The sequence below is a fragment of the Mesorhizobium sp. DxT genome (assembly GCF_058448885.1).
Window position 1 is genome coordinate 248,669 of the sequence record NZ_JBZFLJ010000004.1, and the last position, 24,818, is coordinate 273,486.

The 24,818-nt window shown below is 63.7% G+C and carries 24 protein-coding genes; 14 read left to right on the forward strand and 10 right to left on the reverse strand.

The genetic code is table 11. The features are described 5' to 3' along the window. Positions 1 to 4 precede the first annotated feature (4 nt). Positions 5 to 1,039, forward strand: a complete 1,035-nt coding sequence (gene lpxK / locus ACVJNE_RS10450; protein WP_499565333.1) for a tetraacyldisaccharide 4'-kinase — start codon at positions 5 to 7, stop codon at positions 1,037 to 1,039. Positions 1,040 to 1,042: 3 nt separating this feature from the next. Here the strand turns inward: lpxK and ACVJNE_RS10455 are convergent, their stop codons facing one another. The 3 genes from ACVJNE_RS10455 to ACVJNE_RS10465 all read right to left on the reverse strand — a co-directional run bounded on the left by ACVJNE_RS10455 (position 1,043) and on the right by ACVJNE_RS10465 (position 4,417). Further along, the gene (locus ACVJNE_RS10455; RefSeq protein WP_368802342.1) at positions 1,043 to 1,273 is read right to left on the reverse strand and encodes a DUF2093 domain-containing protein; all 231 of its coding nucleotides are present in this window, start codon (positions 1,271 to 1,273) and stop codon (positions 1,043 to 1,045) included. Between the two features lie 63 nt (positions 1,274 to 1,336). Continuing rightward, positions 1,337 to 3,163: a DNA mismatch repair endonuclease MutL gene (gene mutL / locus ACVJNE_RS10460; protein ID WP_499565335.1), complete on the reverse strand. Its 1,827-nt coding sequence runs from the start codon at positions 3,161 to 3,163 to the stop codon at positions 1,337 to 1,339. A gap of 69 nt (positions 3,164 to 3,232) precedes the next feature. Continuing rightward, complete coding sequence (locus ACVJNE_RS10465) at positions 3,233 to 4,417, reverse strand: glycine C-acetyltransferase (protein ID WP_499565337.1); 1,185 nt, start codon at positions 4,415 to 4,417, stop codon at positions 3,233 to 3,235. A gap of 173 nt (positions 4,418 to 4,590) precedes the next feature. Between ACVJNE_RS10465 and ACVJNE_RS10470 the strand changes: the two genes are divergently transcribed. Then, positions 4,591 to 5,766: a GGDEF domain-containing protein gene (locus ACVJNE_RS10470; RefSeq protein ID WP_499565339.1), complete on the forward strand. Its 1,176-nt coding sequence runs from the start codon at positions 4,591 to 4,593 to the stop codon at positions 5,764 to 5,766. An 8-nt stretch (positions 5,767 to 5,774) separates the two neighbouring features. On the opposite strand, the gene ACVJNE_RS10475 is transcribed toward ACVJNE_RS10470, so the two are convergent. The 5 genes from ACVJNE_RS10475 to ACVJNE_RS10495 all read right to left on the reverse strand — a co-directional run bounded on the left by ACVJNE_RS10475 (position 5,775) and on the right by ACVJNE_RS10495 (position 11,941). Further along, the gene (locus tag ACVJNE_RS10475; RefSeq protein ID WP_499565341.1) at positions 5,775 to 6,716 is read right to left on the reverse strand and encodes an amino acid ABC transporter permease; all 942 of its coding nucleotides are present in this window, start codon (positions 6,714 to 6,716) and stop codon (positions 5,775 to 5,777) included. Positions 6,717 to 6,822: 106 nt separating this feature from the next. After that, a complete protein-coding gene (locus ACVJNE_RS10480) occupies positions 6,823 to 7,647 on the reverse strand; it encodes a transporter substrate-binding domain-containing protein (protein ID WP_499565343.1) in 825 nt (274 codons plus the stop codon). Positions 7,648 to 7,836: 189 nt separating this feature from the next. Next, entirely contained in the window at positions 7,837 to 9,879 is a 2,043-nt protein-coding gene (locus ACVJNE_RS10485) for an oxidoreductase (protein ID WP_499565345.1), read from the reverse strand. Between the two features lie 15 nt (positions 9,880 to 9,894). Next, complete coding sequence (locus ACVJNE_RS10490) at positions 9,895 to 10,341, reverse strand: DUF3828 domain-containing protein (RefSeq protein WP_499565347.1); 447 nt, start codon at positions 10,339 to 10,341, stop codon at positions 9,895 to 9,897. A 34-nt stretch (positions 10,342 to 10,375) separates the two neighbouring features. Beyond that, positions 10,376 to 11,941 (reverse strand): trimethylamine methyltransferase family protein, encoded by a 1,566-nt coding sequence (locus ACVJNE_RS10495; protein ID WP_499565349.1) that lies wholly within the window; start codon positions 11,939 to 11,941, stop codon positions 10,376 to 10,378. 133 nt (positions 11,942 to 12,074) lie between these two features. On the opposite strand from ACVJNE_RS10495, the gene tdh reads away from it, so the two are divergent. From tdh to ACVJNE_RS10510, 3 genes are all read left to right on the forward strand, one after another. Continuing rightward, a complete protein-coding gene (gene tdh / locus ACVJNE_RS10500) occupies positions 12,075 to 13,109 on the forward strand; it encodes an L-threonine 3-dehydrogenase (RefSeq protein WP_499565351.1) in 1,035 nt (344 codons plus the stop codon). Positions 13,110 to 13,249: 140 nt separating this feature from the next. Continuing rightward, positions 13,250 to 13,726 carry an HPP family protein gene (locus ACVJNE_RS10505; protein WP_499565353.1) on the forward strand — a complete coding sequence of 159 codons (477 nt, stop codon included), beginning with the start codon at positions 13,250 to 13,252 and terminating at the stop codon, positions 13,724 to 13,726. A 124-nt stretch (positions 13,727 to 13,850) separates the two neighbouring features. After that, entirely contained in the window at positions 13,851 to 14,789 is a 939-nt protein-coding gene (locus ACVJNE_RS10510; RefSeq protein ID WP_499565355.1) for a hypothetical protein, read from the forward strand. 40 nt (positions 14,790 to 14,829) lie between these two features. On the opposite strand, the gene ACVJNE_RS10515 is transcribed toward ACVJNE_RS10510, so the two are convergent. Continuing rightward, a complete protein-coding gene (locus ACVJNE_RS10515) occupies positions 14,830 to 15,285 on the reverse strand; it encodes a MarR family winged helix-turn-helix transcriptional regulator (RefSeq protein WP_499565356.1) in 456 nt (151 codons plus the stop codon). Between the two features lie 126 nt (positions 15,286 to 15,411). On the opposite strand from ACVJNE_RS10515, the gene hmgA reads away from it, so the two are divergent. The 7 genes from hmgA to ACVJNE_RS10550 all read left to right on the forward strand — a co-directional run bounded on the left by hmgA (position 15,412) and on the right by ACVJNE_RS10550 (position 21,618). Beyond that, entirely contained in the window at positions 15,412 to 16,767 is a 1,356-nt protein-coding gene (gene hmgA, locus ACVJNE_RS10520; protein WP_499565472.1) for a homogentisate 1,2-dioxygenase, read from the forward strand. 73 nt (positions 16,768 to 16,840) lie between these two features. Further along, complete coding sequence (locus ACVJNE_RS10525) at positions 16,841 to 17,194, forward strand: DUF1428 domain-containing protein (protein WP_499565358.1); 354 nt, start codon at positions 16,841 to 16,843, stop codon at positions 17,192 to 17,194. A 10-nt stretch (positions 17,195 to 17,204) separates the two neighbouring features. Further along, the gene (locus ACVJNE_RS10530) at positions 17,205 to 18,221 is read left to right on the forward strand and encodes a fumarylacetoacetate hydrolase family protein (protein WP_499565359.1); all 1,017 of its coding nucleotides are present in this window, start codon (positions 17,205 to 17,207) and stop codon (positions 18,219 to 18,221) included. A gap of 82 nt (positions 18,222 to 18,303) precedes the next feature. Further along, on the forward strand, positions 18,304 to 19,254 hold the full coding sequence (locus ACVJNE_RS10535) for an MBL fold metallo-hydrolase (protein WP_499565361.1): 951 nt from the start codon (positions 18,304 to 18,306) through the stop codon (positions 19,252 to 19,254). Between the two features lie 20 nt (positions 19,255 to 19,274). Then, a complete protein-coding gene (locus tag ACVJNE_RS10540; protein WP_499565363.1) occupies positions 19,275 to 19,808 on the forward strand; it encodes a DinB family protein in 534 nt (177 codons plus the stop codon). Further along, positions 19,808 to 21,424 (forward strand): FAD-dependent oxidoreductase, encoded by a 1,617-nt coding sequence (locus ACVJNE_RS10545; protein WP_499565365.1) that lies wholly within the window; start codon positions 19,808 to 19,810, stop codon positions 21,422 to 21,424. Before ACVJNE_RS10540 ends, ACVJNE_RS10545 begins: the two co-directional genes overlap by 1 nt. Then, on the forward strand, positions 21,421 to 21,618 hold the full coding sequence (locus tag ACVJNE_RS10550; RefSeq protein ID WP_499565367.1) for a DUF2783 domain-containing protein: 198 nt from the start codon (positions 21,421 to 21,423) through the stop codon (positions 21,616 to 21,618). Before ACVJNE_RS10545 ends, ACVJNE_RS10550 begins: the two co-directional genes overlap by 4 nt. 264 nt (positions 21,619 to 21,882) lie before the next feature. On the opposite strand, the gene hppD is transcribed toward ACVJNE_RS10550, so the two are convergent. Continuing rightward, positions 21,883 to 22,995, reverse strand: a complete 1,113-nt coding sequence (gene hppD / locus ACVJNE_RS10555) for a 4-hydroxyphenylpyruvate dioxygenase (protein WP_499565369.1) — start codon at positions 22,993 to 22,995, stop codon at positions 21,883 to 21,885. Between the two features lie 114 nt (positions 22,996 to 23,109). On the opposite strand from hppD, the gene ACVJNE_RS10560 reads away from it, so the two are divergent. Together ACVJNE_RS10560 and ACVJNE_RS10565 are read left to right on the forward strand one after the other, a co-directional pair. Next, positions 23,110 to 23,592 (forward strand): Lrp/AsnC family transcriptional regulator, encoded by a 483-nt coding sequence (locus ACVJNE_RS10560; RefSeq protein WP_444725480.1) that lies wholly within the window; start codon positions 23,110 to 23,112, stop codon positions 23,590 to 23,592. 127 nt (positions 23,593 to 23,719) lie between these two features. Then, positions 23,720 to 24,772, forward strand: coding sequence for a TRAP transporter substrate-binding protein (locus ACVJNE_RS10565; protein WP_499565371.1), 1,053 nt, complete (start codon positions 23,720 to 23,722; stop codon positions 24,770 to 24,772). The last annotated feature ends 46 nt before the right edge of the window (positions 24,773 to 24,818 follow it).

A 24,818-nucleotide genomic window follows, 5' to 3' on the forward strand; every position in this document is an offset into this window, starting at 1 on the left:
GGCCATGGTCAGCGAAGCGCCGCCTTTCTGGTGGGGTACGCCTGACTGGCGTGCCTGGGGGCTATGGCCGTTCGCCGCGATCTACGGTGCGGTTGCCCGCAAGCGGCTTCTCAACGCGCCACGCGAAAAGGTCGATGCGCCGGTGCTGTGCGTCGGCAACCTGACGGTCGGCGGTTCCGGCAAGACGCCGGTGGCGATCGCCCTGGCGCGCGAAGCCGCCACGATGGGCCTTAAGCCAGGCATCCTGTCTCGGGGCCACGGCGGATCGGTTGCCGGTGAACCGCACCTTGTCGATGCCCTTCACGACAGCGCGCGCCATGTCGGCGACGAACCGCTGCTTCTGGCGCGCGCGGCACGGGTCGCCGTCAGCACCGACAGGTCCGCCGCCGCACGCCTCCTGATCGATCTTGGCTGCAATTTTCTGATCATGGATGACGGCTTCCAGAGCGCCCGCATTCATATCGATCATGCGTTGATCGTGGTCGATGCGCGCCGCGGCATCGGCAACGGCTACACGATTCCCGCAGGTCCGATGCGGGCGGCACTCGTCGACCAAATGCGTTATGCCGACAGCGTGCTCAAGGTCGGCGACGGACCGGGCGCAGATGTGGTGCTTCGTCAGGCAGCCCGCGCCGCGAGACCGTTCCACGAAGCATCGATAAAGCCGGCCGCGCCCGAAGGCATCGCAGGCGCGCGCTGCCTGGCTTTTGCGGGCATCGGCGAGCCGCAGAAATTCTTCGACACTGTCACGGCGGTCGGCGGCCGGATCGAGATCGCGAAAAGTTTCGGCGATCATCATTTCTATTCGGAGTTCGACGCGCAGGACCTTCTCGCGACAGCCGACGCGCAGGGCCTTGAGATCGTTACCACCGCCAAGGATGCCGTGCGGCTCGACCACGCCAGCGAGGCGCTCTCCGCGCTGCGCAAACGTGTCAAAATCATCGAGATCGAAACTGTGTTCGAGGTTGCCCGCGCGCCGCGCGCCATCATCGAGGCGACGCTTGAAGCGTGGCGGCAACGCCGCATCGAGGCACGGTAGGTCCTAGCCGCGCTTGCGAAGCTCGGGATTGACCTCGATCTCGCGGGAAAGAGAGGCGGCCGCGTTTGCGTAAGGCTCCTGCCGCGCGACGCTCCAGTATTTCAACTCATCCAGCGGGATCGGCTCGCCGCTGACGGCACAGCGGACGAACGCGCCCGGCGTAAGAACCTGGAAATCGCCATCCAGATAGCGGATGCGAGCCTCCTTGCCGCCTGGCCCTTCGAAACGGTTCATCTCATTCGCCTTTCGCAACGCGCCTGTACCGCCATAAAACCGTTGTCAGGTCAAGCCGGCAGCTCAGCGTCGGCCGAACAGCCGTTCGATGTCGGAGAGCTTCAACTCCACATAGGTCGGCCGACCGTGGTTGCACGTGCCGGAACCGGGTGTGGCTTCCATCTGGCGCAGCAGCGCGTTCATCTCCTCAGGCCGAAGCCTGCGGCCCGACCGGACTGAGCCGTGGCAGGCCATGGTGGCGGCGATGGCATCCAGGCGTTCCTTGAGGGTCTCGACCGTATCGGTGTCGGCGATCTCGTCGGCAAGGTCGCGTACCAGACGCTGAACGTCGACCTCGCCCAGCATGGCCGGCGTCTCGCGCACCGCTACGGCGCCGGGACCGAAGCGTTCCACCCCAAGACCGAAGCGGCGCAGCAGGCCGCCATGCGAAGCGAGCCGTTCGGCATCTTCTTCCGCGAGGTCGACGATTTCCGGCAGGAGCAGCATCTGCGCAGGCACGTCGCGCGCGGCGAGCGCCTGCTTCAAGGCCTCGTAAACCAGCCGTTCATGCGCGGCATGCTGATCCACGATAACGAGTGAATCGTTCGTCTGCGCCACGATGTAGTTCTCGTGCACCTGCGCGCGGGCGGCCCCGAGCGGCCTCGCCGTCATTTCGGGCATCGGCTCGACAACGCCGGCACGCGCATCCGCGCTCGGGGCCGTCGTATCGAACATCGCCTGTGCGGCCTCGGCGAAACCGCCGTTCAGCGGCCGGTGCGGTGAGGCTGCCATATCGAAGCCGGCTGCGGCATAGGCCTGCGCTCCTGCATGAGCATAGGCTGGCTGGCTTCCGCCGCCCGTGCCGCCTGGCCGGAACGCGTCCACCATCGCGCCTGCGGCGGTGGTGGCCGGACGGATGCCTGCCTGGGCGAGAGCCTGCCGGATCGAGCCGACGATCAGCCCGCGCACCATGCCCGGATCGCGAAACCGCACGTCCGCCTTGGCCGGATGCACGTTGACATCCACCAGCGCCGGATCGAGCTCAATGAACAGCGCCGTCACCGCGTGGCGATCACGGGGCAGAACGTCGGCATAAGCGCCGCGGATCGCGCCCGCCAGCATCTTGTCGCGCACCGGGCGCCCATTGACGTAGAGATACTGGTGTAGCGAGTTGGCGCGGGTATAGGAGGGGATCGACGCGTACCCCAACAGCCGCACGTCGTCCCGCATCGCCTCGACGGCAAGCGCGTTGGCGGCGAACTCCCGGCCGATGACCTGTGCGATACGCTGCTGCAAGCCTTCGCGAGATTGGCCGCACGCGGCAAGGTCCAGCGTCGAACGATCGGTGCCCGACAGCGTGAACCGTACATGGGGGAACGCGATGGAAATGCGCTTGACGATGTCGGCGACGGCCGTCGCCTCGGCACGCTCGCCTTTCATGAATTTGAGCCGCGCCGGGGTGGCGAAAAAAAGGTCGCGCACCTCGACCAGCGTGCCGCGATTGCCCGCTACCGGCCGCACCGGAATGATGCGTCCGCCCTCGACGGCGATCTCGTGCGCGGTGTCTGCGGCGGCAGGACGGGAGCGGATCGAGAGTTTGCCGACCGAGCCGATGGAAGGCAGCGCCTCGCCGCGAAAGCCGAGCGAGCGGATGTCGTGGATGTCGTCGGAAAGCTTCGACGTGCAGTGCCGTGCGATGGAAAGGGCAAGGTCGCTTGCATCCATGCCCCCGCCGTCGTCGGTGACCCGGATGAGCGAAAGCCCGCCGCCGGCTGTCGCGATCTCGACGCGCGAGGCGCCTGCATCCAGCGCGTTCTCGACCAGTTCCTTGACCACGCTGGCCGGGCGCTCGATCACCTCGCCGGCGGCGATCTGGTTGATGACGGTCTCTGAAAGCTGGCGGATGTTCATGGCGCCATTCTAGCGGGATTCGCCAGCTCAAGGTAAGGGTGTGGGACAGCGCGGAGGTCGGCGTCCCCGCTATACTATGCCCAACTCCCGGCCCACTTCCGCGAACGCCTCAACCGCCCGGTCGATGTCGTCGAACGAGTGGGCCGCGGACATCTGCGTGCGGATGCGGGCCTGCCCACGCGGCACGACCGGGAACGAGAAGCCGATCACGTAGATGCCGCGCTCCAGCATCTTCGCGGCCATGTCTCCCGCGAGCGCGGCGTCGCCGATCATCACCGGGATGATCGGGTGGTCGGCGCCGGCCAGCGTAAAGCCCGCCTTGGTCATTGCATTGCGGAACCGGTCGGCGTTGGCGTAGAGCTTTTCGCGCAGCGCGTCGCCGTTGTCGATCATGTCGAAGACCTTGAGGGAAGCGCCCGCGATCGCCGGCATCAACGTGTTGGAAAAGAGATACGGACGCGAGCGCTGGCGCAGCCAGTCCACGACCTCGCGCCGTCCACTCGTATAGCCGCCCGATGCACCGCCCAGCGCCTTGCCCAGCGTGCCGGTAATGATGTCGACGCGCCCCTCGACGCCGCAATGCTCGACCGAACCGCGGCCGTGGGCGCCGACGAAGCCGACGGCGTGGCTGTCGTCGACCATGACCATGGCGCCGTACTCCTCGGCGAGGTCGCAGACCCCGCGCAGGTTGGCGATGATGCCGTCCATGGAGAAGACGCCGTCGGTAGCGATCAGCCGGAACCGCGCATCCTTCGCGTCCTCGAGGCGGGCGCGCAGTTCGGCCATGTCGTTGTTGGCATAGCGGTAGCGTCGCGCCTTGGAGAGCCGCACGCCATCGATGATCGAGGCATGATTGAGCGCATCCGAGATGATCGCGTCCTCTTCCGAAAGCAGCGTCTCGAACAGGCCGGCGTTGGCGTCGAAGCAGGAGGAATAGAGGATCGTGTCCTCCATGCCGAGAAAGGCGGAGATGCGCTCTTCGAGCTGCTTGTGCTCCTCCTGCGTGCCGCAGATGAAGCGCACTGACGCCATGCCGTAGCCATAACGGTCGAGTGCATCCTTGGCTGCGTCGCGCAGCTCCTCGCTGTCGGCAAGCCCAAGATAGTTGTTGGCGCAGAAATTGAGAACCTTTCGGCCGCCCACCTCGATCTCGGCGGACTGCATGGACGAGATCACGCGTTCCGACTTGTAGAGCCCGGTTTCCTTGAGGCCCGCGAGTTCCCGGGAAAGATGTGCGATAAAATCCTTCGTCATGATTCGTCTCCGATCGGTATCGGCTGAGTCTTGCGCCGACGCGGTTCGAAATCCACCAGCAATCCGACCAGCGGACTGTAAGCCGTGGCGCAGCCGATGCGCGGAGACGCGGGGCAAGCAAATATTAGGATTGGCTGCCTAAGCTTACATAGCGGAAGTAGAGGCGGGTCGCGGTGGCGGAAACACAGGCAGACAACGAAGAACACGACGCCATCCTCAAGATGCGCATGGACGCGATGCTCAATTCGTCGCCCGCGTCGTTTTTGAGTCTCGTTGGCGCGCTCTTCGCCGTCTATGTCTATTGGTCGCCCTCCACGGCCATCCCGTTGATCGCCTGGCAGCTCGTCATCACCGCGGTTGCGGTTACCAATCTCGTGTCGACCCTGCTTTACGCCCGCAATCGTCCGCAACGTTGGGGTGCGAGGTCCTGGGCCCGCTTCGTCTGTGTCATGCATTTGGTGTCGGGGCTGGCCTGGGGCGTCGGTGGCGCCTGGATGCTGACATTCGCCAATGAGAACCAGGCTGTACTTACGCTGTCGATAGGAATGGCGGCGGTCACGGTGTCGATCCCGTCTGTCGTCTATCTCAGGGCCTACAACCTTTTCCACCTGCCGATCTTCTGGACCTATGCGCTCGGCCTCTCGCTCAGCACGTTGCAGTTCAAGTGGCTCATCGCTTCCGGCTTCTTCCTGATGGGCGCCTTCGCGATCATCATCGGCCGGGCTCTCGGCGACCAGCTTTCCAATGCGCTGCATCTGTCGATGGAAAACAAGCGGCTGGCCGAGCGGCTCAAGGATCGTGGTGCGGAACTGGAGGCCGCCAACCGGCAGCTCGAGATCGAAAGCCATACCGATCCGCTTACCGGCGTTGCCAATCGGCGCCGACTGATGAGTTTCGCGCGGGCCGTACGCGGTCGCTGCGCGCTCCTCGTGGTCGATATAGATCACTTCAAATCCTACAACGACAGCTTCGGTCACGTCGAAGGCGACACCTGCCTCGTCGCGGTTGCCGCCGCGCTGGAGCGCAGCATTCGCCCTGATGTGGATCTTCTCGCCCGCCTCGGCGGGGAGGAGTTCGCAGTCGTTCTGAATGGCGTGAGCGCGGAAGAGGCGTCGACCATCGCCGAACGGATGCGCGTCAACATCGAGGCGCTCAAGTCGGCCCGCAGGGCGCGGATAAAACGGGATGTTACGGTCAGCATCGGGCTCGCAGTCCGCGGCGCGGACGAGACCAGATCGCTGGCGGCGCTGATGGAGCAGGCCGACGTGGCCGTCTATCGCGCAAAGTCGGAGGGCCGTAACCGGGTTTGCATCGGCGGCGACGTGGAAGGCAACCGCAACGTCGCCTGACAACGCTGCTAACGCCTCTCATAGCCTTTGCCGTAGTGGCGTTCGATGCGTGCCTGGATCAGCTCGAAGCAGATCGACAGCGCCCAGTAGATGATCGCGGCGGCGATCAGCATCTCGAAGACACGGAAATCCCGCCGCCCGATGATCTGCGCAGTGCGCGTCAGTTCCCACACCCCCATCACCGACACCAGCGACGAATCCTTTAGCATCGCGATAAACTGGTTGCCTGTGGGCGGCACGATCAGGCGCATCGCTTGCGGAAAGACGATCTTGCGAAAGGTCAGCCGGGGCGGCAGGCCCAGCGCCTTGGCCGCGTCGTGCTGACCGTGCGGTACACCCAGTATGCCCGCCCGGAAGATCTCCGCGAGATAGGCGCCGTAGCATAGCGACAGTGCGAGGATGCCCGAAGGTACGGCGTCGAGCGCGAATTGCGGGCCGAGTTGCGGCAGGCCCAGATAGATCAGGTAGACCTGCAGCAGCAGCGGCGTTCCGCGGAAGAACGAGGTGTAGAAGGTCGAGACCGCATAGGCTGGGCCGAAGCTGGAGAGCCGGGCAAGGGCGGCGGTCATGGCAAAAATGCAGGCCACGACGATGGAGATCGCCGAGACGTAGAGCGTGGTGACCGCGCCAGTGGTGATCATGTAGGCGATGTTGGAAACGCCGTCCTGGCTCTGCTCGAACCAGATGCCGAAATCGCGGTTGAAGCTGTTGACGAAGGCGACGAACAGCAACAGCAGCTCCGCCCACACGATCATCACTTGCAGCCGGAATGGCAGCAGCCGCAGCGCGATTATGTTCGCCCAGACCGCACCGGCGACAAGAAGTCCCGTCAGCACGTGAAGACCCCAGCCCGGCACCGTGTTTTCGCCGGTCGCACCGCCGGTCAGCGGCGCAATGAGGCCGCCGATACGCGTTCCGCCGAGCTGCAGCCAGATGAGTAATATAGCCAAGCACGCGATTGCGATCGCCTCACCGCGCGACGGCCTTGCCGCGTCGAGCCAGGATCGCGCGGGCTGATCTTCGCGCGATCCCGTCCGGCTTGCTGCTGCCGTCACCTCACTCTGCCGTGCTCAGGTCGACGCCATACCACTTCTCCGAGAGCGCCGTGAGCGTACCATCCTCATGCATAGCGCCGACCACCTCGGCGATCTTCGCATCGAATTCGGCGTCACCTTTGTCCGTTGCCACCGACAGCGGTTCATAGAACGCAGGTTCGCCGACCACTTTCATCGGGTAGCCGTTCTTGATCGCTTCCTGGATGGTTGGCAGTGCTGAGAACACGGCGTCCACGCGCACACCGTCGCCCAACCGCAGGTCGTCGAAGGCGTTGGTGTCGGTTTCGTAGGTGCGGATTTCGCCCGCGGTCACCTGATATTCGAAAGGCGGTGCGCCCTCTGCGTCGATCACCAGATCCTTGTTGAGATAAGCGTCATATGTGCAGCCGCCGCAGGTTCCGATCACCTTGCCGTCGAGGTCCGCAAGCGTTGCCGCGGACGAATCCGTGTGCACGGCGAACGACGCCGGCGTGTAATAATAGACGGCGGGGAAGCTCAGCACCTCCGCGCGCGAGGCCGTCGGCGTCATCGAACCGACCGACATGTCCCAGCGCCCCGCCCAGCCGCCGGCGGTGATGACCTCCCAGGCCGGCGTGACGATCTTGAGCTCGACACCAAGCCGCTTGGCTATCTCCTTGCCGACATCGACATCGAAGCCGTCCATCTCGTTTGCATCGTTCAGGAAGGACTGCGGCGGATATTCCGGGTCTGACGACATCGTCAGCGTGCCGCTGCTCGTCACCCGGTCCAGGGTTTCACCGGCCATAGCCGGAGAAACCAGGAATGCGATCGCGGCCGCCACGAGCGGCAGTCTGGTCATCGTCATCGGTCGTCTCCCATTGCTGTTTCGTATCTCTGCCGGTCGCGTTCCCGTTTTTTGTCGTACCGGCTATCACACCCTCCAGACTAAGGCGGAAACACACACGAGTGAAAGCCCCGATGTCTCCGCAGCGATGCGGAGCTGGATTCAATTCATGCGATAGAAGGTTCAGAGCAAGGCGTGCTGCCGGGTTTCTCAGACCCGCATAGCGAACCGGATGCCGTCATAGATCGCCGCGTGGATGTTGCGTGAGGCAACGGCGTCGCCGATGCGCAGCAACATGAAGGCTGCATCTGGATTCGCGATGGGGAAAATCGCACCGTTGCCCACCAGCCGCTCGTAGTCGACCGCGCCGCCGTTCTTCGCCAGTGGCTTCAGCGCATGGTAGAGCTCGTCATTCGCAACGGTGCCGTGCTCGACCACAATTTGGTCGACCAGTCGTTCGCCGCGCCATCCCTGGGCGAAGTCGGAGCCGAGGGTCGCCACCAGCTTGTTGCCGTCACGGCGCACGGCGACGAGCCGCGTATTGATGGTGATCGTGACGTCCTTCTCGTGGAAGGCGCGCATGTAGGGCACGTGGTTGAGCCCGCCCATCTCGGGCGCGAAGAAGCGCTCGGGCGAGACAAGTTCAACCCGCGCGCCGGCATTCGCGGCAACTTCCGCGACGCTCATGCCGGGATGGCCGCCATTGTCGTCGTAGACCAGCACGCTTTCCGCCGGCTTGACCGCGCCCGACAGAAGATCCCAGCTTGATGTCACCAGTTCCTCGCCCGTTTCCAGCGGAGGAGACTGCGGCAGCCCGCCTGTCGCCACGACCACCACGTCCGGCTCCAGCGCCAGCACGTCCTCTACCTCCGCCCAGCAGTCGTAGCGGATGGTGACGCCGAGATGCTCCAGCTCGAAAAGCCGCCAGTCGACGATGCCGACCAGCTCGCGCCGGCGCGGGTTCTGGATTGCCAGATTGATCTGGCCGCCCGCCTTGCCGGACGCTTCCAGCACCGTCACCGCGTGGCCTCTCTCCGCAGTCACGCGTGCAGCTTCCAGTCCCCCAGGACCGGCGCCGACCACGACGACGCGCTTAGGTGCGTCGTCGGTGCGCGTGATCACGTGCGGTATCGTCGCCTCGCGTCCCGTCGCGGCATTATGGATGCACAGCGCCTCGCCGCCCTCATAGATGCGGTCGAGGCAGTAGGTCGCGCCCACACAGGGCCGTATGCGATGTTCCTGCCCCGCCGCGACCTTGCGGGCGATATGCGGGTCGGCGATGTGCGGCCGGGTCATGCCGACCATGTCAAGCTTGCCGGCCTCCACGGCGTGCCGCGCCGTTGCGACGTCGGAGATGCGCGCCGCATGGAATATCGGGAAGCCGGTTGCCGCACGCACTTCGCCAGCGAAGTCCAGATGCGGTGCCGAGCGCATGCCGGTGATCGGTATGACATCGGCCAGCGCCGCATCGGTTTCGATATGCCCGCGGATGATGTTGAGGAAATCGATCTTGCCGGAACCGGCGAGCCGTCGTGCGATTTCGATGCCTTCATCTCGCGAAATTCCGGTTGCGAGGTCCTCGTCCGCCACCATGCGCACGCCGACCACGAAATCCGGTCCGACGGCCTCCCGCACCGCGTCGATAACCCGGTTGGAAAAGCGCATCCGGTTCTCGAGCGCACCGCCGTAGTCGTCATCGCGATGGTTGGTGGCCGGCGACCAGAACCCGTCCATCAGGTGGCCGTAGGCCTCGAACTCGATGCCGTCGAGCCCGGCCGCCTGCATTCGCTGGGCGGCCGCTGCGTAGTCGGCGATGATGCGCTCTATGTCCCAGTCCTCGGCCTCTTTCGGAAAGGCGCGGTGCGCGGGCTCGCGCACCGGCGAGGCGGAGAGTACCGGCAGCCAGTCCGCCTTGTTCCACCCGGTACGCCGACCGAGATGGGTAAGCTGGATCATCACCTTGCAGTCGTGCTCGTGGCAGGCGTCGGCAAGCTCCGCCATCCAAGGCACGATCTCGTCGCGATAGGCCTGCAGGTTCCCGAATGCAGCCGGGCTGTCGCGCGACACGATTGCCGAGCCCGCCGTCATCGTCAGGGCGATGCCGCCCTTTGCTTTTTCGGCATGGTAGAGCCGATAGCGCTCCTTCGGCAGACCGTCTTCCGAATAGGCCGGCTCGTGGGCCGTCGACATGAGACGGTTCTTGAAGGTCAGATGCTTCAGGCGATAGGGCTGGAGAAGGGGGTCGGTCGTCATGCTGATGTGGAGCGCCTATTCACACACGAACTGGCTCACGCGCCAGCCCGCCGCCTCGTTGGCGATGTCGGCGACTTTCCAGGTGCCGTTCTCTTCGACCAGTGTCCACTCGATCTCGCGTGGTTGGCCGAAATTCGTGAAGCGTGCGACCACGATTCCCGCGCCGTCATTGGCGGCCTCGTCAAGCTCCAGCGTGCTTGCAATTTCCGTAGGGTCGAAATCCTGCCCGTCGACGGCAAGCCCGAAATCGAGACAGATCTCCTCCCGTTCGTCGAAGGCGCGATCGCTGGCGTCGAGATAGGCCTTCGCTGGTCCCGTGAAGCGGTCCCGGCTCGCGTCGTCCGCTTCCATGCCGATCCCCTCGGAATAAAAATAGCCGACTGCATCGGCTGCGGGTCCGGCCCATGCCGGATGCGACCACACGGCCGCGATTGCCAGGAAAGGACCTGAAAGTGTCTTCACGTGCGAGCTCCATGCGGATCGGGGTCGGTGGCAATCAATACCACGCATCGTCGGCTGCGGCCTTCTTCCGGTCGATGAAATCCTTCAGCGCCTCGTCCACGCCTTCGTCCAGCGGCGGCGCTTCGTATTCGGCCAGCATCGCTTTCCATTTGCGGTTTGCATGAGTCGCGGCGTCTTCGCTTCCGGCCGCTTCCCATTTCTCGAACGGCTCGTTGTCGGCGATGCCGGAATCCCAGAAGGCGTGTTCGTAGTTCGCCATGGTATGGGCGCAGCCGAAGAAATGGCTGCCCGGCCCAACCTCGCGGAAGGCGTCGAGCGCGAGCTGGTTGTCGTCGACGGTAACGCCGTCGAGATAGGTGTGGAGCGCGCCGCAGAAGTCGGCGTCCATGACGAACTTTTCGTAAGACATCGACAGCAGCCCGTCGAGGAAGCCTGCCGAATGCAGGATGAAGTTTGCGCCGCAATGGACGGCGGCAAGCATCGACATGGTGCCTTCGTTCATCGCCTGCGCATCGGGAAGCTTCGAGGTGGTGAAGTTGCCCGAGCAGCGCAGCGGCAGGTTCAGGCGCCGGGCGAGCTGGCCGACGATCATCGAGCCGATGGCCGGCTCAGGCGTGCCGAAAGTCGGCGAGCCGGAGCGCAGCGACATCGACGAGAGGAAATTGCCGAAGATCACGGGAGCGCCGGGTCGCTCGAGTTGCGTCAGCGCGCAGCCGGCCATGGTTTCGGCCAGCGATTGCGCGATCGCGCCTGCATTGGTCACCGGGCCCATAGCGCCGCCGAGGATGAACGGTACCACGACCGCCGCCTGGTTGGCCCGCGCATAGGCGCGCAACGCGGTGGTCATCGTGGCGTCCCAGACCAGCGGCGAGTTGACGTTGACGTTGCCGAGGATGACGCAGTTCCGGTCGACGAAGTCGTGTCCGAAAACGAGCCGCGCCATCTCGATTGAATCCTCGGCGCGGCTCTCCGCCGTCACGGAGCCCATGAAGGGCCGGTCGGAATAGCGGATGTGGGCATAGACCATGTCTAGATGCCGCTTGTTGACCGGCACGTCGACCGGCTCGCAGATCGTGCCGCCGGAATGGTGCAGCCAGGGCGAGGCCTGCGCCAGCTTCACGAAATTGCGAAACTCCTCGATCGTGCCGTAGCGCCGGCCCCGGTCGAGGTCCATCACGAAGGGGGAGCCGTAGGCAGGCGAGAACACGACATTCCTGCCGCCGATGACAACCGACTTGGCCGGGTTGCGTGCATGTTGAACGAAATCGGCTGGCGCGGTGGAAAGAATTTCCCGCAACATGCCGGGCTCGAACCTGACCAGTTCGCCGTCTATGCGCGCCCCGGCTCGGCGCCAATGGTCGAGCGCTATCGGATCGTCGCGGAACTCGATGCCGATCTCGGCGAGAATCCGGTCCGCCGTCCGTTCTATGCGCAGCAGGTTTTCGTCCGACAACACATCGTAGGTCGGAATGTTGCGGACGATGTAGGGCCGGCCGGGCCCGTCCTGGCCATGGCTGCGCTGCTCGCGGCGTGCCTGCCTGCCGCCGCGTTCGCGGCGTTGAGCGGTCGGGTTCGAGGTAGCGCTTTCGGAAGCGTGCATGCCATGGTGCCCTTGCGTCACGTCGAGGCTAGGCTGCCAAAACCGTCATGGCCATGCTTCGTTGCGGCTTCCGGTGACGTAAATGGCACAAAGCTGTGCTATCTGGCGCAGGCGATTTTGGAGGAAGGCGACGATGTCGAATATGATGCGCGCACTCGTGAAGGCCAGGGCCGAGCCGGGCATCTGGATGGAGCAGGTGCCGGTTCCCGAGATCGGGCCCAACGACGTGCTCATCAAGGTGAAGAAGACCGCGATCTGCGGCACCGACGTGCATATCTACAACTGGGACCAGTGGGCGCAGAAGGCCGTGCCGGTGCCGATGGTGACCGGCCACGAATTCGTCGGCGAGGTCGCCGACTTCGGTTCCGCCGTCACCGAATACAGGGTCGGCCAGCGGGTCGCCGGCGAGGGCCATATCGTCTGCGGCCATTGCCGCAACTGCCGCGCGGGCAGGGGGCATCTCTGCCGCAATACGCTTGGTGTCGGCGTCAACCGGCCCGGCGCATTCGCCGAATACCTCGTCTTGCCACAGCACAACGTCGTGCCCATCCCGGACGACATCCCGGACGAGATCGCCGCGATCTTCGATCCGCTCGGTAATGCCGTGCATACGGCGCTGTCTTTCGATCTGGTGGGTGAGGACGTGCTCGTCACCGGCGCCGGGCCGATCGGCATCATGGGTGCGCTGGTCGCCCAGTGCGTCGGCGCGCGCAAGGTGGTCATTACCGATATCAACCGCGTCCGCCTCGACCTGGCGCGCAGGATGGGTGTGCATCACGTCGTCGACGCATCGAAAGAGAGCCTGCGCGACGTGATGAACGAAGAGGGCATGACGGAAGGTTTCGACGTCGGCCTCGAAATGTCGGGTTCTGCCGTGGCCTTCCGCGACATGATCGACACGATGAACAATGGCGGTAAGATCGCCATCCTCGGCATCGCGCCGACCGGCTTCGAGATCGACTGGAACAAGGTCATCTTCAAGATGCTGCACCTGAAAGGCATCTACGGCCGCGAAATGTTCGAGACCTGGTACAAGATGATCGCGCTGGTGCAGGGTCCGCTGGACGTGACAGGGCTCATCACCCATCGCATCGGCATCGAAGACTATCAGGCCGGTTTCGACGCGATGCGCAGCGGCAGTTCCGGCAAGGTGGTGATGGACTGGTGAGCGGTCGCAAGTCTGGTTTGTCCGTTCCGGCATTTGAGAATGCGGGCCGGGCCTGTTAGGTCAGAAAGCTGCAGGCCACCGATATCGTCTTTCCCATGAAGTCCTTTCTCAAAGCCCTTTTTGTTCGACACGAACCGCCCGTGGCCTTGCGGGCCAATCTGCGCGCCGGGCTTGCGGCAATCGCGGGCATCGCGCTCGTTGGGGGGCTTGCCACCTGGATCGACCTGCCGCTTCTGATCGCGCCGCTGGGCGCCACCTCGGGTCTTCTTTTCGGCCAGCCGTCGAGCGCGCTTTCCCAGCCGATCAACGTCATGGGCGGCTATCTCGTCGGCACGATCGTCTGCGAAGCGGCGTTCTTCATCTTTCCGGGCGCCTGGCTGGCGGCTGCCGTGGCCGTCGGCCTCACCATCGTCGTGATGCGCGCGTTGCGGGTCACGCATCCGCCGGCGGCGGCACTGCCGATCCTCGGGTTCGGCGAGCCGGTTCACGGCGTGCAGCTCTTTCTCATCGTCTTCATGGCGAGCGTCGTGCTGATCGCGTTTGCGCTAGTAGTGCACAACCTGCCGCCGCGCCGGCCTTATCCGATGCCGGAGGAGCCCGACCGGAAGAGCGGATAGATAGAAATTGAACGATCCGGTAGGCGGCTCGTTTACCGCATCTGCAGGTTTGACGTTGGGTTAAGTGCCGATTTGCACTTCCGTGGCAGTGATGAACGCATCAACAGGGCCATGGAGACCGACCATGCGGGGCACTTTTCAATTCGAAGCCGACAATCTTTCCACCGAGTGGAACAAGAAAATCGTTCCGGTACGCCATGATCTGGCGACCAATCCCCTCTTTGCCGACGAGGCGCTCGCCAAGCTGATCGAGGGCAATCCGCAAGCGATCCGCGAAGTCTCGACCATGGATCCCGGTCGCGAGGACCGCGCCAGCTGGAAGCGTGCCTCGTTCGAGGACATGAGCGGCATGGAAATTCTCCAGGCCGTCCGTGAAGGCCTGCTGTGGATCAACGTTGCCGAAGCCGGCAGCTTCGATCCACGCTATCAGGCGATCATCGACAAGCTCCTGGGCGATCTGGCCGCGCAGGTTCCGGGCCTCAAGACGTTCCAGCACCGCATCGGCCTGCTGATTTCCTCGCCCAATGCGCGGGTATTCTACCATTGCGACATTCCGGGGCAGGGGTTGATGCACGTCCGTGGCGAGAAAACCATCTGGATCTATCCCGACGGCGACCCCTTCCTGCCGCAGGAAGCGCTGGAGCGTGTCGTCACCGGTCTTTCATACGAGGAGATCGACTACGACCCGTCCTTCGAGGAAAAGGCGACTGTCCTGCACCTCAAGCCGGGCATGGGCGCGCTGTGGCCGCTCAACTATCCGCACCGGGTCGTCAACGGCGACAGCCTCAACGTTTCCTTCACGGTCGAATACTGGACCGACGAAATCCGTCGTCACTATCTCGTCAATCTCGCCAACGGCGTGGGACGGCATTTCGTCGGCTGGAAACCCCGCTCGCGCGCGATCAGCGGTCCGGTCTTCTGGATGAAGGCTGGTTTCGCGGCTGCCTGGAAGCTCTCCGGCGCCAAGAAACACTTCGCAGCCAAGATCAAGCCGGATTTCAGCATCAGCAAGAAGAAGCAGCTTGAAGCTGCGAGCCAGCCATTCAAGGAAGCGGCGGAGTAGTCGTTGATGCATGCGGCGAAAGTGTTTCGCCGCATGCGCTTCAATCCTGATCCCTTTGCTGCAGCATGGCGCGTTCCAGCGCTGCCAGCCCGCCTATAATGGCGCTTTTCTCCGCTGGGCTCATCTGCTCGAGGATGCGCTGCTCGAATTCCCGCGCCAGCGGCACAAGTTCCCGGTAGGCGTTCTCGCCGGCTTTCGTCAGCGTCAGGTGCTCCACCCGCCGATCCGTCGCGTCGGGTGCCCGCCGCAGCCAGCGGCGTTCCTCCAGCGTGGTCACCGCGCGACTCACCTTGGTCTTGTGCATGGCGGAGTGCTGGCCGATCGCGGTCGCTGTCATCGTGCCATATTGGCCAAGCGTCGCCAGCAGCCGCCATTCGGGCCGGGTCAGGCCGAAGCGGTCGCGGTAGAGACGCGAGAAGTCGCGGCTGACGGCGTCGGCCAGCCGGTTGAGCCGATAGGGCAGGAATTCTTCGAGCGAAAGCAGGTCGTCGTTCACAGTCAGGCCGGGTTGATAGTTACATATTCAATTGTTACCGATGTAACAAATTCGGGCGCCTGTCAAAGGACATGCGCCACGGCGAGATGTCGCCGCGATCCGATCGGGAGGCCGAAGATGAACGAGATGAGCACCCCCGCCGCGCAGGCGCGAGCCGGCAAGGTAGCGTCCGCTTACACCTACATGCCCGGCTTCGGCAACGACTTCGAGACTGAGACCTTGCCCGGTTCGCTGCCGCAAGGTCGCAATTCGCCGCAGCGCCCGGCCTATGGCCTCTACGCGGAGCAGCTTTCCGGCTCTCCCTTCACCGCGCCACGCGGCACCAACGAGCGCTCCTGGCTTTACCGCATCCGGCCCAGCGTCAAGCATCACGGCCGCTTCAAGGCTTTCGACCTGCCGCTTTGGAAATCGGCGCCGAACGTCGGCGACCATGAGCTTCCGCTTGGCCAGTTGCGCTGGAACCCGACGCCGATGCCGTCGGAGCCGACCGATTTCATCCATGGCATGCGCACCATGACCACCGCCGGCGACGTGTTCGGGCAGGCGGGCATGGCCTCGCACGTCTATGTCGCCAACGCTGACATGGTGGACGACCATTTCTTCAACGCCGATGGCGAGCTGATGGTGGTGCCGCAGGTCGGCGGCGTGCGCTTCGTCACCGAGATGGGCGTGATCGAGGTGCAGCCGGGCGAAATCTGCGTGCTGCCTCGTGGCCTCACCTTCAAGGTGGAGTTGATGGATGGAACGGCGCGCGGCTATGTCTGCGAGAACTATGGCGCCAAGTTCACGCTGCCCGACCGCGGGCCGATCGGCGCCAACTGCCTAGCCAATCCGCGCGACTTCAAGACGCCGACCGCCTGGTACGAGGACAAGGAAACGCCGTGCCGCATCGTGGTGAAGTGGTGTGGCCGCTTCCACGTCACCAAGATCGGACATTCGCCCCTCGATGTCGTTGCCTGGCACGGCAATTACGCACCCTACAAGTATAACCTCGCTACCTTCTCTCCTGTCGGTGCGATCCTGTTCGATCATCCGGACCCTTCGATCTTCACGGTATTGACGGCGCCGTCGGGTGAGGAAGGCACGGCCAATATCGATTTCGTCATCTTCCCGCCGCGCTGGATGGTGGCGGAGGACACGTTCCGCCCGCCTTGGTATCACCGCAACATCATGAGCGAGTTCATGGGCCTCATCCACGGCCAGTACGACGCCAAGGAAGAAGGCTTCGTGCCCGGCGGCATGAGCCTTCACAACATGATGCTCGCGCACGGCCCCGACGCGACGGGGTTCGAGAAGGCGTCGCGCGCCGACCTGAAGCCGGTCAAGCTCGACCACACCATGGCGTTCATGTTCGAGACGCGGTTCCCGCAGCTTCTGACCGGCTATGCCGCAGGGCTCGAAACCTTGCAGGCGGATTACGTCGACTGCTGGTCCGATCTGAAGAAGCGTTTCAACGGTACGCCGGAGGGTGACTGGAGCTGATTTGTTTGGGGCCTGTCGGAACCGGCGCCGTCCATTCGTCCTTTGACAGTCAACACCAAGAGAGGAGTCTGTCATGACCTATGTGGATGGTTTCGTTCTGGCGGTGCCGAACGCCGAATTCGAGGACTATCGAAAGAACGCCGAATTGGGCCGGACGGTCTGGATGGAGCACGGCGCCCTGTCCTATGTTGAGGCCAAGGCCGACGATGTGCCGGACGGGGAGGTGACCTCCTTCCCCATGGCAGTAAAGCAGGGGGAAGGCGAGACGATCGTCTTTTCCTACGCCACCTACAAGTCGCGAGAACATCGCGACGAGGTGATGAAGAAGGTGATGGCCGACCCGCGCCTGGCGGCGAGCATGGAAAACATGCCCGCCTACATGAAACGAATGATCTATGGTGGCTTCCAGGTGTTCGTGGAAGCCTGACGGAGGAAGAATGAAACTTGCCAGCCTGAAGAACGGGACGCGTGACGGAAGACTCGTCCTCGTCTCGAAAGACCTGACGCGCTATACGGACGCGTCCTTCCTCGTCCCGAACCTTCAGGCCGCGCTTGATGACTGGCGGCGCATCGCGCCGCATCTCGAAGCCTTAGCCGAAAGCCTCGATCACGGCTCCGTGCCCTCCGAGCGCTTCCATGAGCATGACGCCCATTCGCCGCTGCCGCGCGCCTATCAGTGGGCGGACGGTTCGGCCTATGTCAATCACGTCGAACTGGTGCGCAAGGCACGCGGGGCGGAGCTGCCGGAAAGCTTCTGGACCGACCCGCTGATGTATCAGGGGGGCTCCGATTCCTTCCTCGGCCCGCGCGATCCCATCGTGATGGCCGACGATGCCTGGGGCATCGACATGGAGGGCGAGATCGCCGTCATCGTGGACGACGTGCCGGCGGGTGCCAGTGTTGACGTGGCGCGGGAAGCGATCCGTCTCGTCATGCTGGTCAACGATGTCTCGCTGCGCCGCCTGATCCCGGACGAGCTTGCCAAGGGCTTCGGCTTCTTCCACGGCAAGCCGTCCTCGGCATTCTCGCCCGTGGCGGTCACCCCCGAAGAACTTGGCGAGGCATGGGATGGCGGCCGGCTGCACCTGCCCTTGTGCGTGGATCTTAACGGCAAGCCCTTCGGCCGCGCCAATGCCGGCATCGACATGACCTTCGACTTCCCGACCCTCATTGCCCACGCGGCAAAGACGCGTCCGCTCGCCGCCGGCACCATCGTCGGGTCCGGCACGGTTTCCAACAAGCTTGACGGCGGACCTGGCAAGACGATCGCCGAGGGCGGTGTCGGATATTCCTGCCTTGCCGAGCTGCGCATCGTTGAAACGCTGGAAAACGGCAAGGCCACCAGCGACTTCATGCGCTTCGGCGATACGGTTCGTATCGAGATGAAGGACAAGGACGGCCACTCGATCTTCGGCGCCATCGAGCAGGTCGTGGAAAAACAGGCGGCCGAATAGGCCTTCCCGAACGTTCTCGCCGTCTGACGGCCCGTCGCCAGACGGATGTGGAACCGCGTAAAGACTTGAAGTGGAGTTTGCATTGACCAAGCAATTCGCATCGCAGGGCGATCTTGCCGAAAAGAAGATTTCCTTCACGGAGATCGGCCGCGACCTGTGGGCATTCACCGCCGAGGGCGATCCCAACACCGGCGTCATCATTGGCGATGATTGCGTGATGATCGTTGACGCGCAAGCCACGCCCAGGCTCGCCAACAAGGTCATCGAGAAGATCAGGACCGTTACCGACAAGCCGATCAAATATGTGGTGTTGACCCACTACCACGCCGTGCGCGTGCTTGGCGCATCGGCTTATGGCGCCTCCGAGACCATCATGTCCGAGAAGGCACGCGCAATGGTCGTCGAGCGCGGCCAGGAGGACTGGGAAAGCGAGTTCGGCAGGTTCCCGCGGCTGTTTCAGGGGCACGAGTCGATCCCCGGCCTCACCTGGCCGACCCTGACCTTCACCGACCGCGCGACGTTCTACCTCGGCAAGCGCCGGATAGACCTCGAGTTCCTCGGCCGCGCGCACACGGCGGGCGACATCGTTGCCTACGTGCCTGACGCCAACGTCATGTTCACCGGCGACATCGTCGAATATCACTCGGCCTGCTATTGCGGCGACGGCCATTTCGGCGACTGGCCCGCCACGCTGGAATCGATCCGCGCCTTCGATCTCGACGCCATCGCGCCCGGCCGGGGCGACGCGCTGGTGGGCTCCGACATGGTCGATGAGGCGCTCGACAACACCGCCGACTTCGTCATGTCCACCTACCGGCCGGTCGCCCGCGTCGCGCAGGGCGGCGGTTCGCTCAAGGAGGCATGGGACGCTTGCCGTGAAGCCTGCGACCCGAAGTTCGCCGACTATGCCATCTACGAGCACTGCCTGCCCTTCAACGTCGCGCGCGCCTATGACGAGGCGCTGGGCATCGACACGCCGCGCATCTGGACCGCCGAGCGAGACCGGCAGATGTGGGAGGCCCTGCAGGGCTGAGGGCGAAGGGAGGAGCAGGCATGGCGTCGCTGACGGCGCATTTTTCGGCCATGGCCCGTAATAATCGCTGGTCGAACCATGTACTGTTGCGCGCGGTCTGCGCGCTTCAGCCGGGCGAGTTCGAGGCCGAGCGCACCAGCTTCTTCCCGTCCATCGCCGAGACGCTGAACCATAATCTCGCGATTGACCGCTATTATCTCGACGCGCTCGCGGAGGGCGGCGTTGGGCCAGCCGCATTCCATGCCTTCGAGCCCTATCGCGAACCGCAGGCACTGACCGACGCCCAGCGTGCGCAGGACGAGGCGTTGATGGCATTCTGCGATCGGCTGGGGGAAACTGATCTGGACCGAAGCGTCATCACGGATCGAGGGCGCAATGGCCAGATTTCCGAACGCATCGACAATCTGCTAGCGCATCTCTTCCAGCACCAGATTCATCATCGCGGCCAGGTTCACGCCATGCTCGCCGGCACGTCGGTAAAGCCGCCGCAACTTGACGAGTTCTTCCTCGACTACGACCGCGATCCTGAGATTGCGCGCATGGGACTGCTGTGATGCCGCGCTACGATTACAAGCCGTTTCCATACCGCACCCCGCCTGAACTCTCCGGCGGCGAGCTGCGGCGCGCGCCGGTCGTCATCGTCGGTGCAGGTCCGGTCGGGTTGGCGGCTGCGATCGACTGCGCGCTGCATGGCGTGCCCTGCGTCGTTCTCGACGACAACGACGTCGTCTCGCTGGGCAGCCGCGCCATCTGTTGGTCGAAGCGCACGCTGGAGATATTCGACCGGCTCGGCATCGGCGAGCGCATGGTGGAAAAGGGCGTGACCTGGAAGGTCGGCCGCCTGTTCCACCGCGACCGCGAGGTCTGGAGCTTCGACCTGCTGCCGGAAGCGGGCCACAAGATGCCCGCCTTCATCAATCTCCAGCAATATTACGTCGAGCAATATCTGGTCGAGCGCGCCGCCGAGTTTCCCGATTTGATCGACCTGCGGTGGAAGAACCGCGTGACGGGTGTCGCGCCGCGCGCCGACGGCGTGCAAGTCTCCATCGAGACGCCGGACGGCGCATATACGCTGAATGCCGACTGGCTGATCGCATGCGACGGCGCGCGCTCGCCTGTGCGTGGTATGCTGGGCCTCGACTTTGCCGGCCGCGTCTTCGAGGAACGCTTCCTGATCGCCGATGTCGAGATGAAGGCGGAGTTCCCGTCCGAGCGCTGGTTCTGGTTCGAACCGCCCTTCCACATCGGGCAATCGGCTCTTCTGCACAAACAGCCCGACGGCATATACCGCATCGATCTTCAGCTCGGCTGGGACGCCGACCCGGACGAGGAGAAGAAGCCGGAAAACGTCATCCCGCGCATCGAGAAGGTGATCGGTCATCGCGATTTCGAGCTCGACTGGGTGTCGGTTTACACATTCCAGTGTCGCCGGCTTGAGCGGTTCATTCACGGCCGCGTCGTCTTTGCGGGAGACTCGGCTCACATCGTCTCGCCGTTTGGCGCGCGGGGTGGCAATGGCGGCATACAGGATGTCGACAACCTGATCTGGAAGCTGGCGATGGTGGTGCGCGGCGAAGCGCCCGAAAGCCTCGTCGGCACCTACGACGAAGAGCGCATCCACGGCGCAGATGAGAACATCCTGAATTCATCGCGCTCCACAGCCTTCATGACGCCGAAAACGGAGATGGAGCGCTTCTTCCGCGACAGCGTCCTTGATCTGGCGCACCAACACGAATTTGCGCGCAAGCTTGTCAATTCCGGCCGGTTGTCGAAACCCTGCGGGCTCGGTGATCTGTCGTTGCAGACGCCCGTTGGCGAGGGGGCAGGCGTTGCGCCCGGTACCGCTATGCCCGACGCGCCGGTCGCCAACGGCGATGCCGGCTGGTTGCTCGGTCATGTCGGCGGCCGCTTCACCTTCCTTGCGGTGGAAGCTGCGATCCCTGATGATCTGCCGGCCGGCCTCGACCGCGTTCTGATCACCGCAGACCGCTCGCGCCGCGCCAACGGTGCAACCACACTGTTCGACGAGGAAGGCCACGCCATTGCCCGCTACGGCGCTGGCCGGTCCTATCTGGTCCGTCCGGATCAGCACATCGCGGCACGATTTGACGCAGCCAGTGGTGAGGCTGTCTCCGCAGCCCTGCGGCGCGCGACGGGGAGGGGAGCATGAGCGGCGACGAAGACATCGGTGCCGACCGACTTGCCGCCGCCGGCGACGATTTCTACGCGGCGTTGATTGCGGCGCATGAGGGCTTGAGCCTTGAAGAAAGCGCCCGGCTCAACGCCCGGCTCGTGTTGCTGCTGGCCAACGAGGTCGGTGACCTCGACCGACTGGAAAAGCTGCTGGCGGCGGCCAGGAAGTAGCTGCCAGGCCCCATTATAGGTGCGTCCTTCGAGGCTCGCTGCGCTCGCACCTCAGGATGAGGACCGTAGTGCATCGAGCCCGCAGAAGCTGGGTTCGATATACTCGCCTCCCTTATTCTCCGAGGCTGGCGGAACTCCCACCTCAGGATTAGGACCGTAGTGTTTCGAGCCCCCCGGAGAGTGGCGTCGATCAAACCACCTCCCTCATCCTGAGGTGCGAGCGCAGCGAGCCTCGAAGGACGCACCTATAACGGGGCCGTCGACCTACTCCGCGGCTTCCGTCTTGATGACACCGCGCCGGATCTGGTCTTCCTCGATCGACTCGAACAGTGCGCGGAAGTTGCCTTCGCCGAAGCCTTCGTCGCCCTTGCGCTGGATGAACTCGAAGAAGATTGGCCCGATCACGGTCTTGGAGAAGATCTGCAGCAGGATCTTGGTCATGCCACCGTTCACCACGCCCTCGCCGTCGATCAGGATGCCGTGCTTCTTCATCCGCTCCAGAGGTTCGTCATGCCCGTTCACGCGGTCGTACGACATCTCGTAATAGGTCTCCGGCGGTCCGGGCATGAACTTCAGCCCATTGCCGGCCAGTCTGTCGGTGGCGTCGTAGATGCCGTCGGTGCCGACCGCGATATGCTGGATACCTTCGCCATTGTATTTGCGGAGATATTCCGCGATCTGGCTGGTGTCGTCCTTGGACTCATTCAGCGGAATGCGGATCTTGCCGCAGGGACTCGTGATCGCGCGGGAGACCAGCCCGGTAATACGGCCGTCGATGTCGAAGAAATGGATCTGCGTGAAGCCGAACAGCTCGCGGTAGAAGTCCCACCACTTGTCCATGTTGCCGCGATAGACGTTGTGCGTCAGGTGGTCGAGGTAATAGAAGCCCACGCCTTCGGGCCGCGGATTGCGCTCGCCCAGCCATTCGAACTCGGTGTCATAGGCCGAGCCCTTGTCGCCATATCGCTCGATGAAATAGAGCAGCGACCCTCCGATGCCGACGATCGCCGGCACGTCCAGCGTCTTGTTGTCGCCTTCATAAGGAGTGGCGCCCTTGGAAACGGCGTGCTCGAAAGCATGTTGGGCGTCGACCACACGCCACGCCATGGACGGCGCGCAAGGGCCATGCTCGCCGACGAAGCGCATGGCGTGCGAACCCGGTTCGGCATTCACCACATAGTTGACGTCACCCTGGCGCCAGACGGTGATGTTCTTGCTGCGATGCTTGGCTACCGGCGTGTAGCCCATGCGCGAAAACAGCTCTTCCAGCTTCGCCGGGTCCTCATGCGCGAACTCGACAAACTCGAATCCGTCGGTGCCGGCGGGATTTTCCGCAGTGATTTTAGCGGGCGGTGCGTCGTGCGGGAACGGACCCATGATGTTCCTCCTTTGGGAGCTGATTGAAGCTTGGAGGAATCCTAGCACCTGCCCTCCGCAAGGGGCTTGCATTCGGCGTGCGTAAGGTCACTATGCGTGCGAGGAAAGTGCATGATGAGGAGGAATATCGTGCCTGTGGAGCGCCTTGATAAGTTTGACCGCAAGATACTGGCGCATTTGCAGGAGGATGCGCGGCTGACGAACAACGATCTTTCGGAGCGCGTGAACCTCTCGCCCTCGCAATGTTCGCGCCGGCGCCAGCGCCTTGAGGACGAAGGGCTGATCCGCGGCTATCGCGCCGTCCTCGACCGCGACCGCCTCGGTTTCCCGCTCGTCAATGTCATCTCAGTGACGCTCGCGACACACAATCGCGACAATGCCCGCCGCTTTGGCGAACTTCTGACCCGTTTGCCCGAGGTGCAGGAAGCCCACGCGCTGACCGGCGAGATGGACTATATCCTGAAGGTCGTGACTCCGGACCTGAAATCATTGGCCGATTTCGTCAACGACGTGCTGCTGCCACACGATTCCGTGCAGCACGTTAAGACGGCGATCGTGCTGGAAACGCTCAAGGAGACCAACGCGCTGCCTATCTGAATGTTACAAAAAAATGCCGAAGGCATACTTTATTGTTACATAAAGTTCTGTAGGATCGCGAGCCCGGACCGGGTAAAAGGGGCATCGAGGAGCCACCCGGAAATCGGATCGTTCAGGGAGGAACAGAATGAAGCCTGCATTCTTCAAATCGCTCGTCGTCGCCGCATCGATTGCATCGGCGGGATGGCTGGCAACCACAACCACCACGCTCGCGCAGGAAGTGACGCTGCGCTTGCACCAGTTCCTGCCGCCGCAGGCAAACGTGCCGAAGCTGGTGCTGGACCCGTGGGCCGACAAGGTCGAGGCGGAGTCCGGCGACCGCATCAAGATCGAACGCTACCCGGCCATGCAGCTCGGCGGCACGCCGCCGCAGCTCATCGACCAGGCACAGGACGGCACGGTCGACATCGTGTGGACGCTTCCGGGCTCCACCCCGGGCCGTTTCCCCTCGACAGAGGTGTTCGAACTGCCCTTCATGATGACCAACGCCGAGGCGACGTCGCGGGCCTATTGGGACCTCTTTGAGTCGCGCATGAAGGACACCGAGTTCAAGGATGTCCACGTCATCGGCGTCTGGGTCCATGGACCCGGCATGCTGCATTCCAAGACGCCGATCGAGAGGCTGGAAGACCTGACGGGCATGAAGGTGCGCGCGCCGACACGCATCATCAACACGCTTCTGGGCACGCTGGGCGCCACCCCGGTTGGCATGCCGGTGCCGCAGATTACCGAGGCGCTGTCGAAGGGTGTGATCGACGCCTGCGTCATCCCGTGGGAGGTAACGCCGGCACTGAAGGTGCCGGAGCTGGTGGAAAACCACACGGAGTTCGGTGGCGACCACGCGCTTTACACGACGACCTTCGTGCTCGCGATGAACAAGGCGAAGTATGACAGCCTGCCTGACGATCTGAAGAAGGTGCTCGACGATAATTCCGGTCAGGAATTTGCTGCCTTCGCCGGTCGTACCCAGGCTGGCGCCGACGGTCCGAGCCGCCAGATCGCCGTCGATCGCGGCAACAACATCATCACGCTCGACGAGGCCGAGGTTGCCCGGTGGCAGGAAGCCGCCCAGCCGGTGATCGACAACTGGGTCGCCGAGATGGATGGCAAGGGACTGGACGGCAAGGGCCTTCTGGAAGAAGCCCGCGCGCTGATTGAGAAATACACGGCCGCGCAGTAACATCGTCCGACAGAATGAAGCGGGGCGGATGACGAGTCCGCCCCGC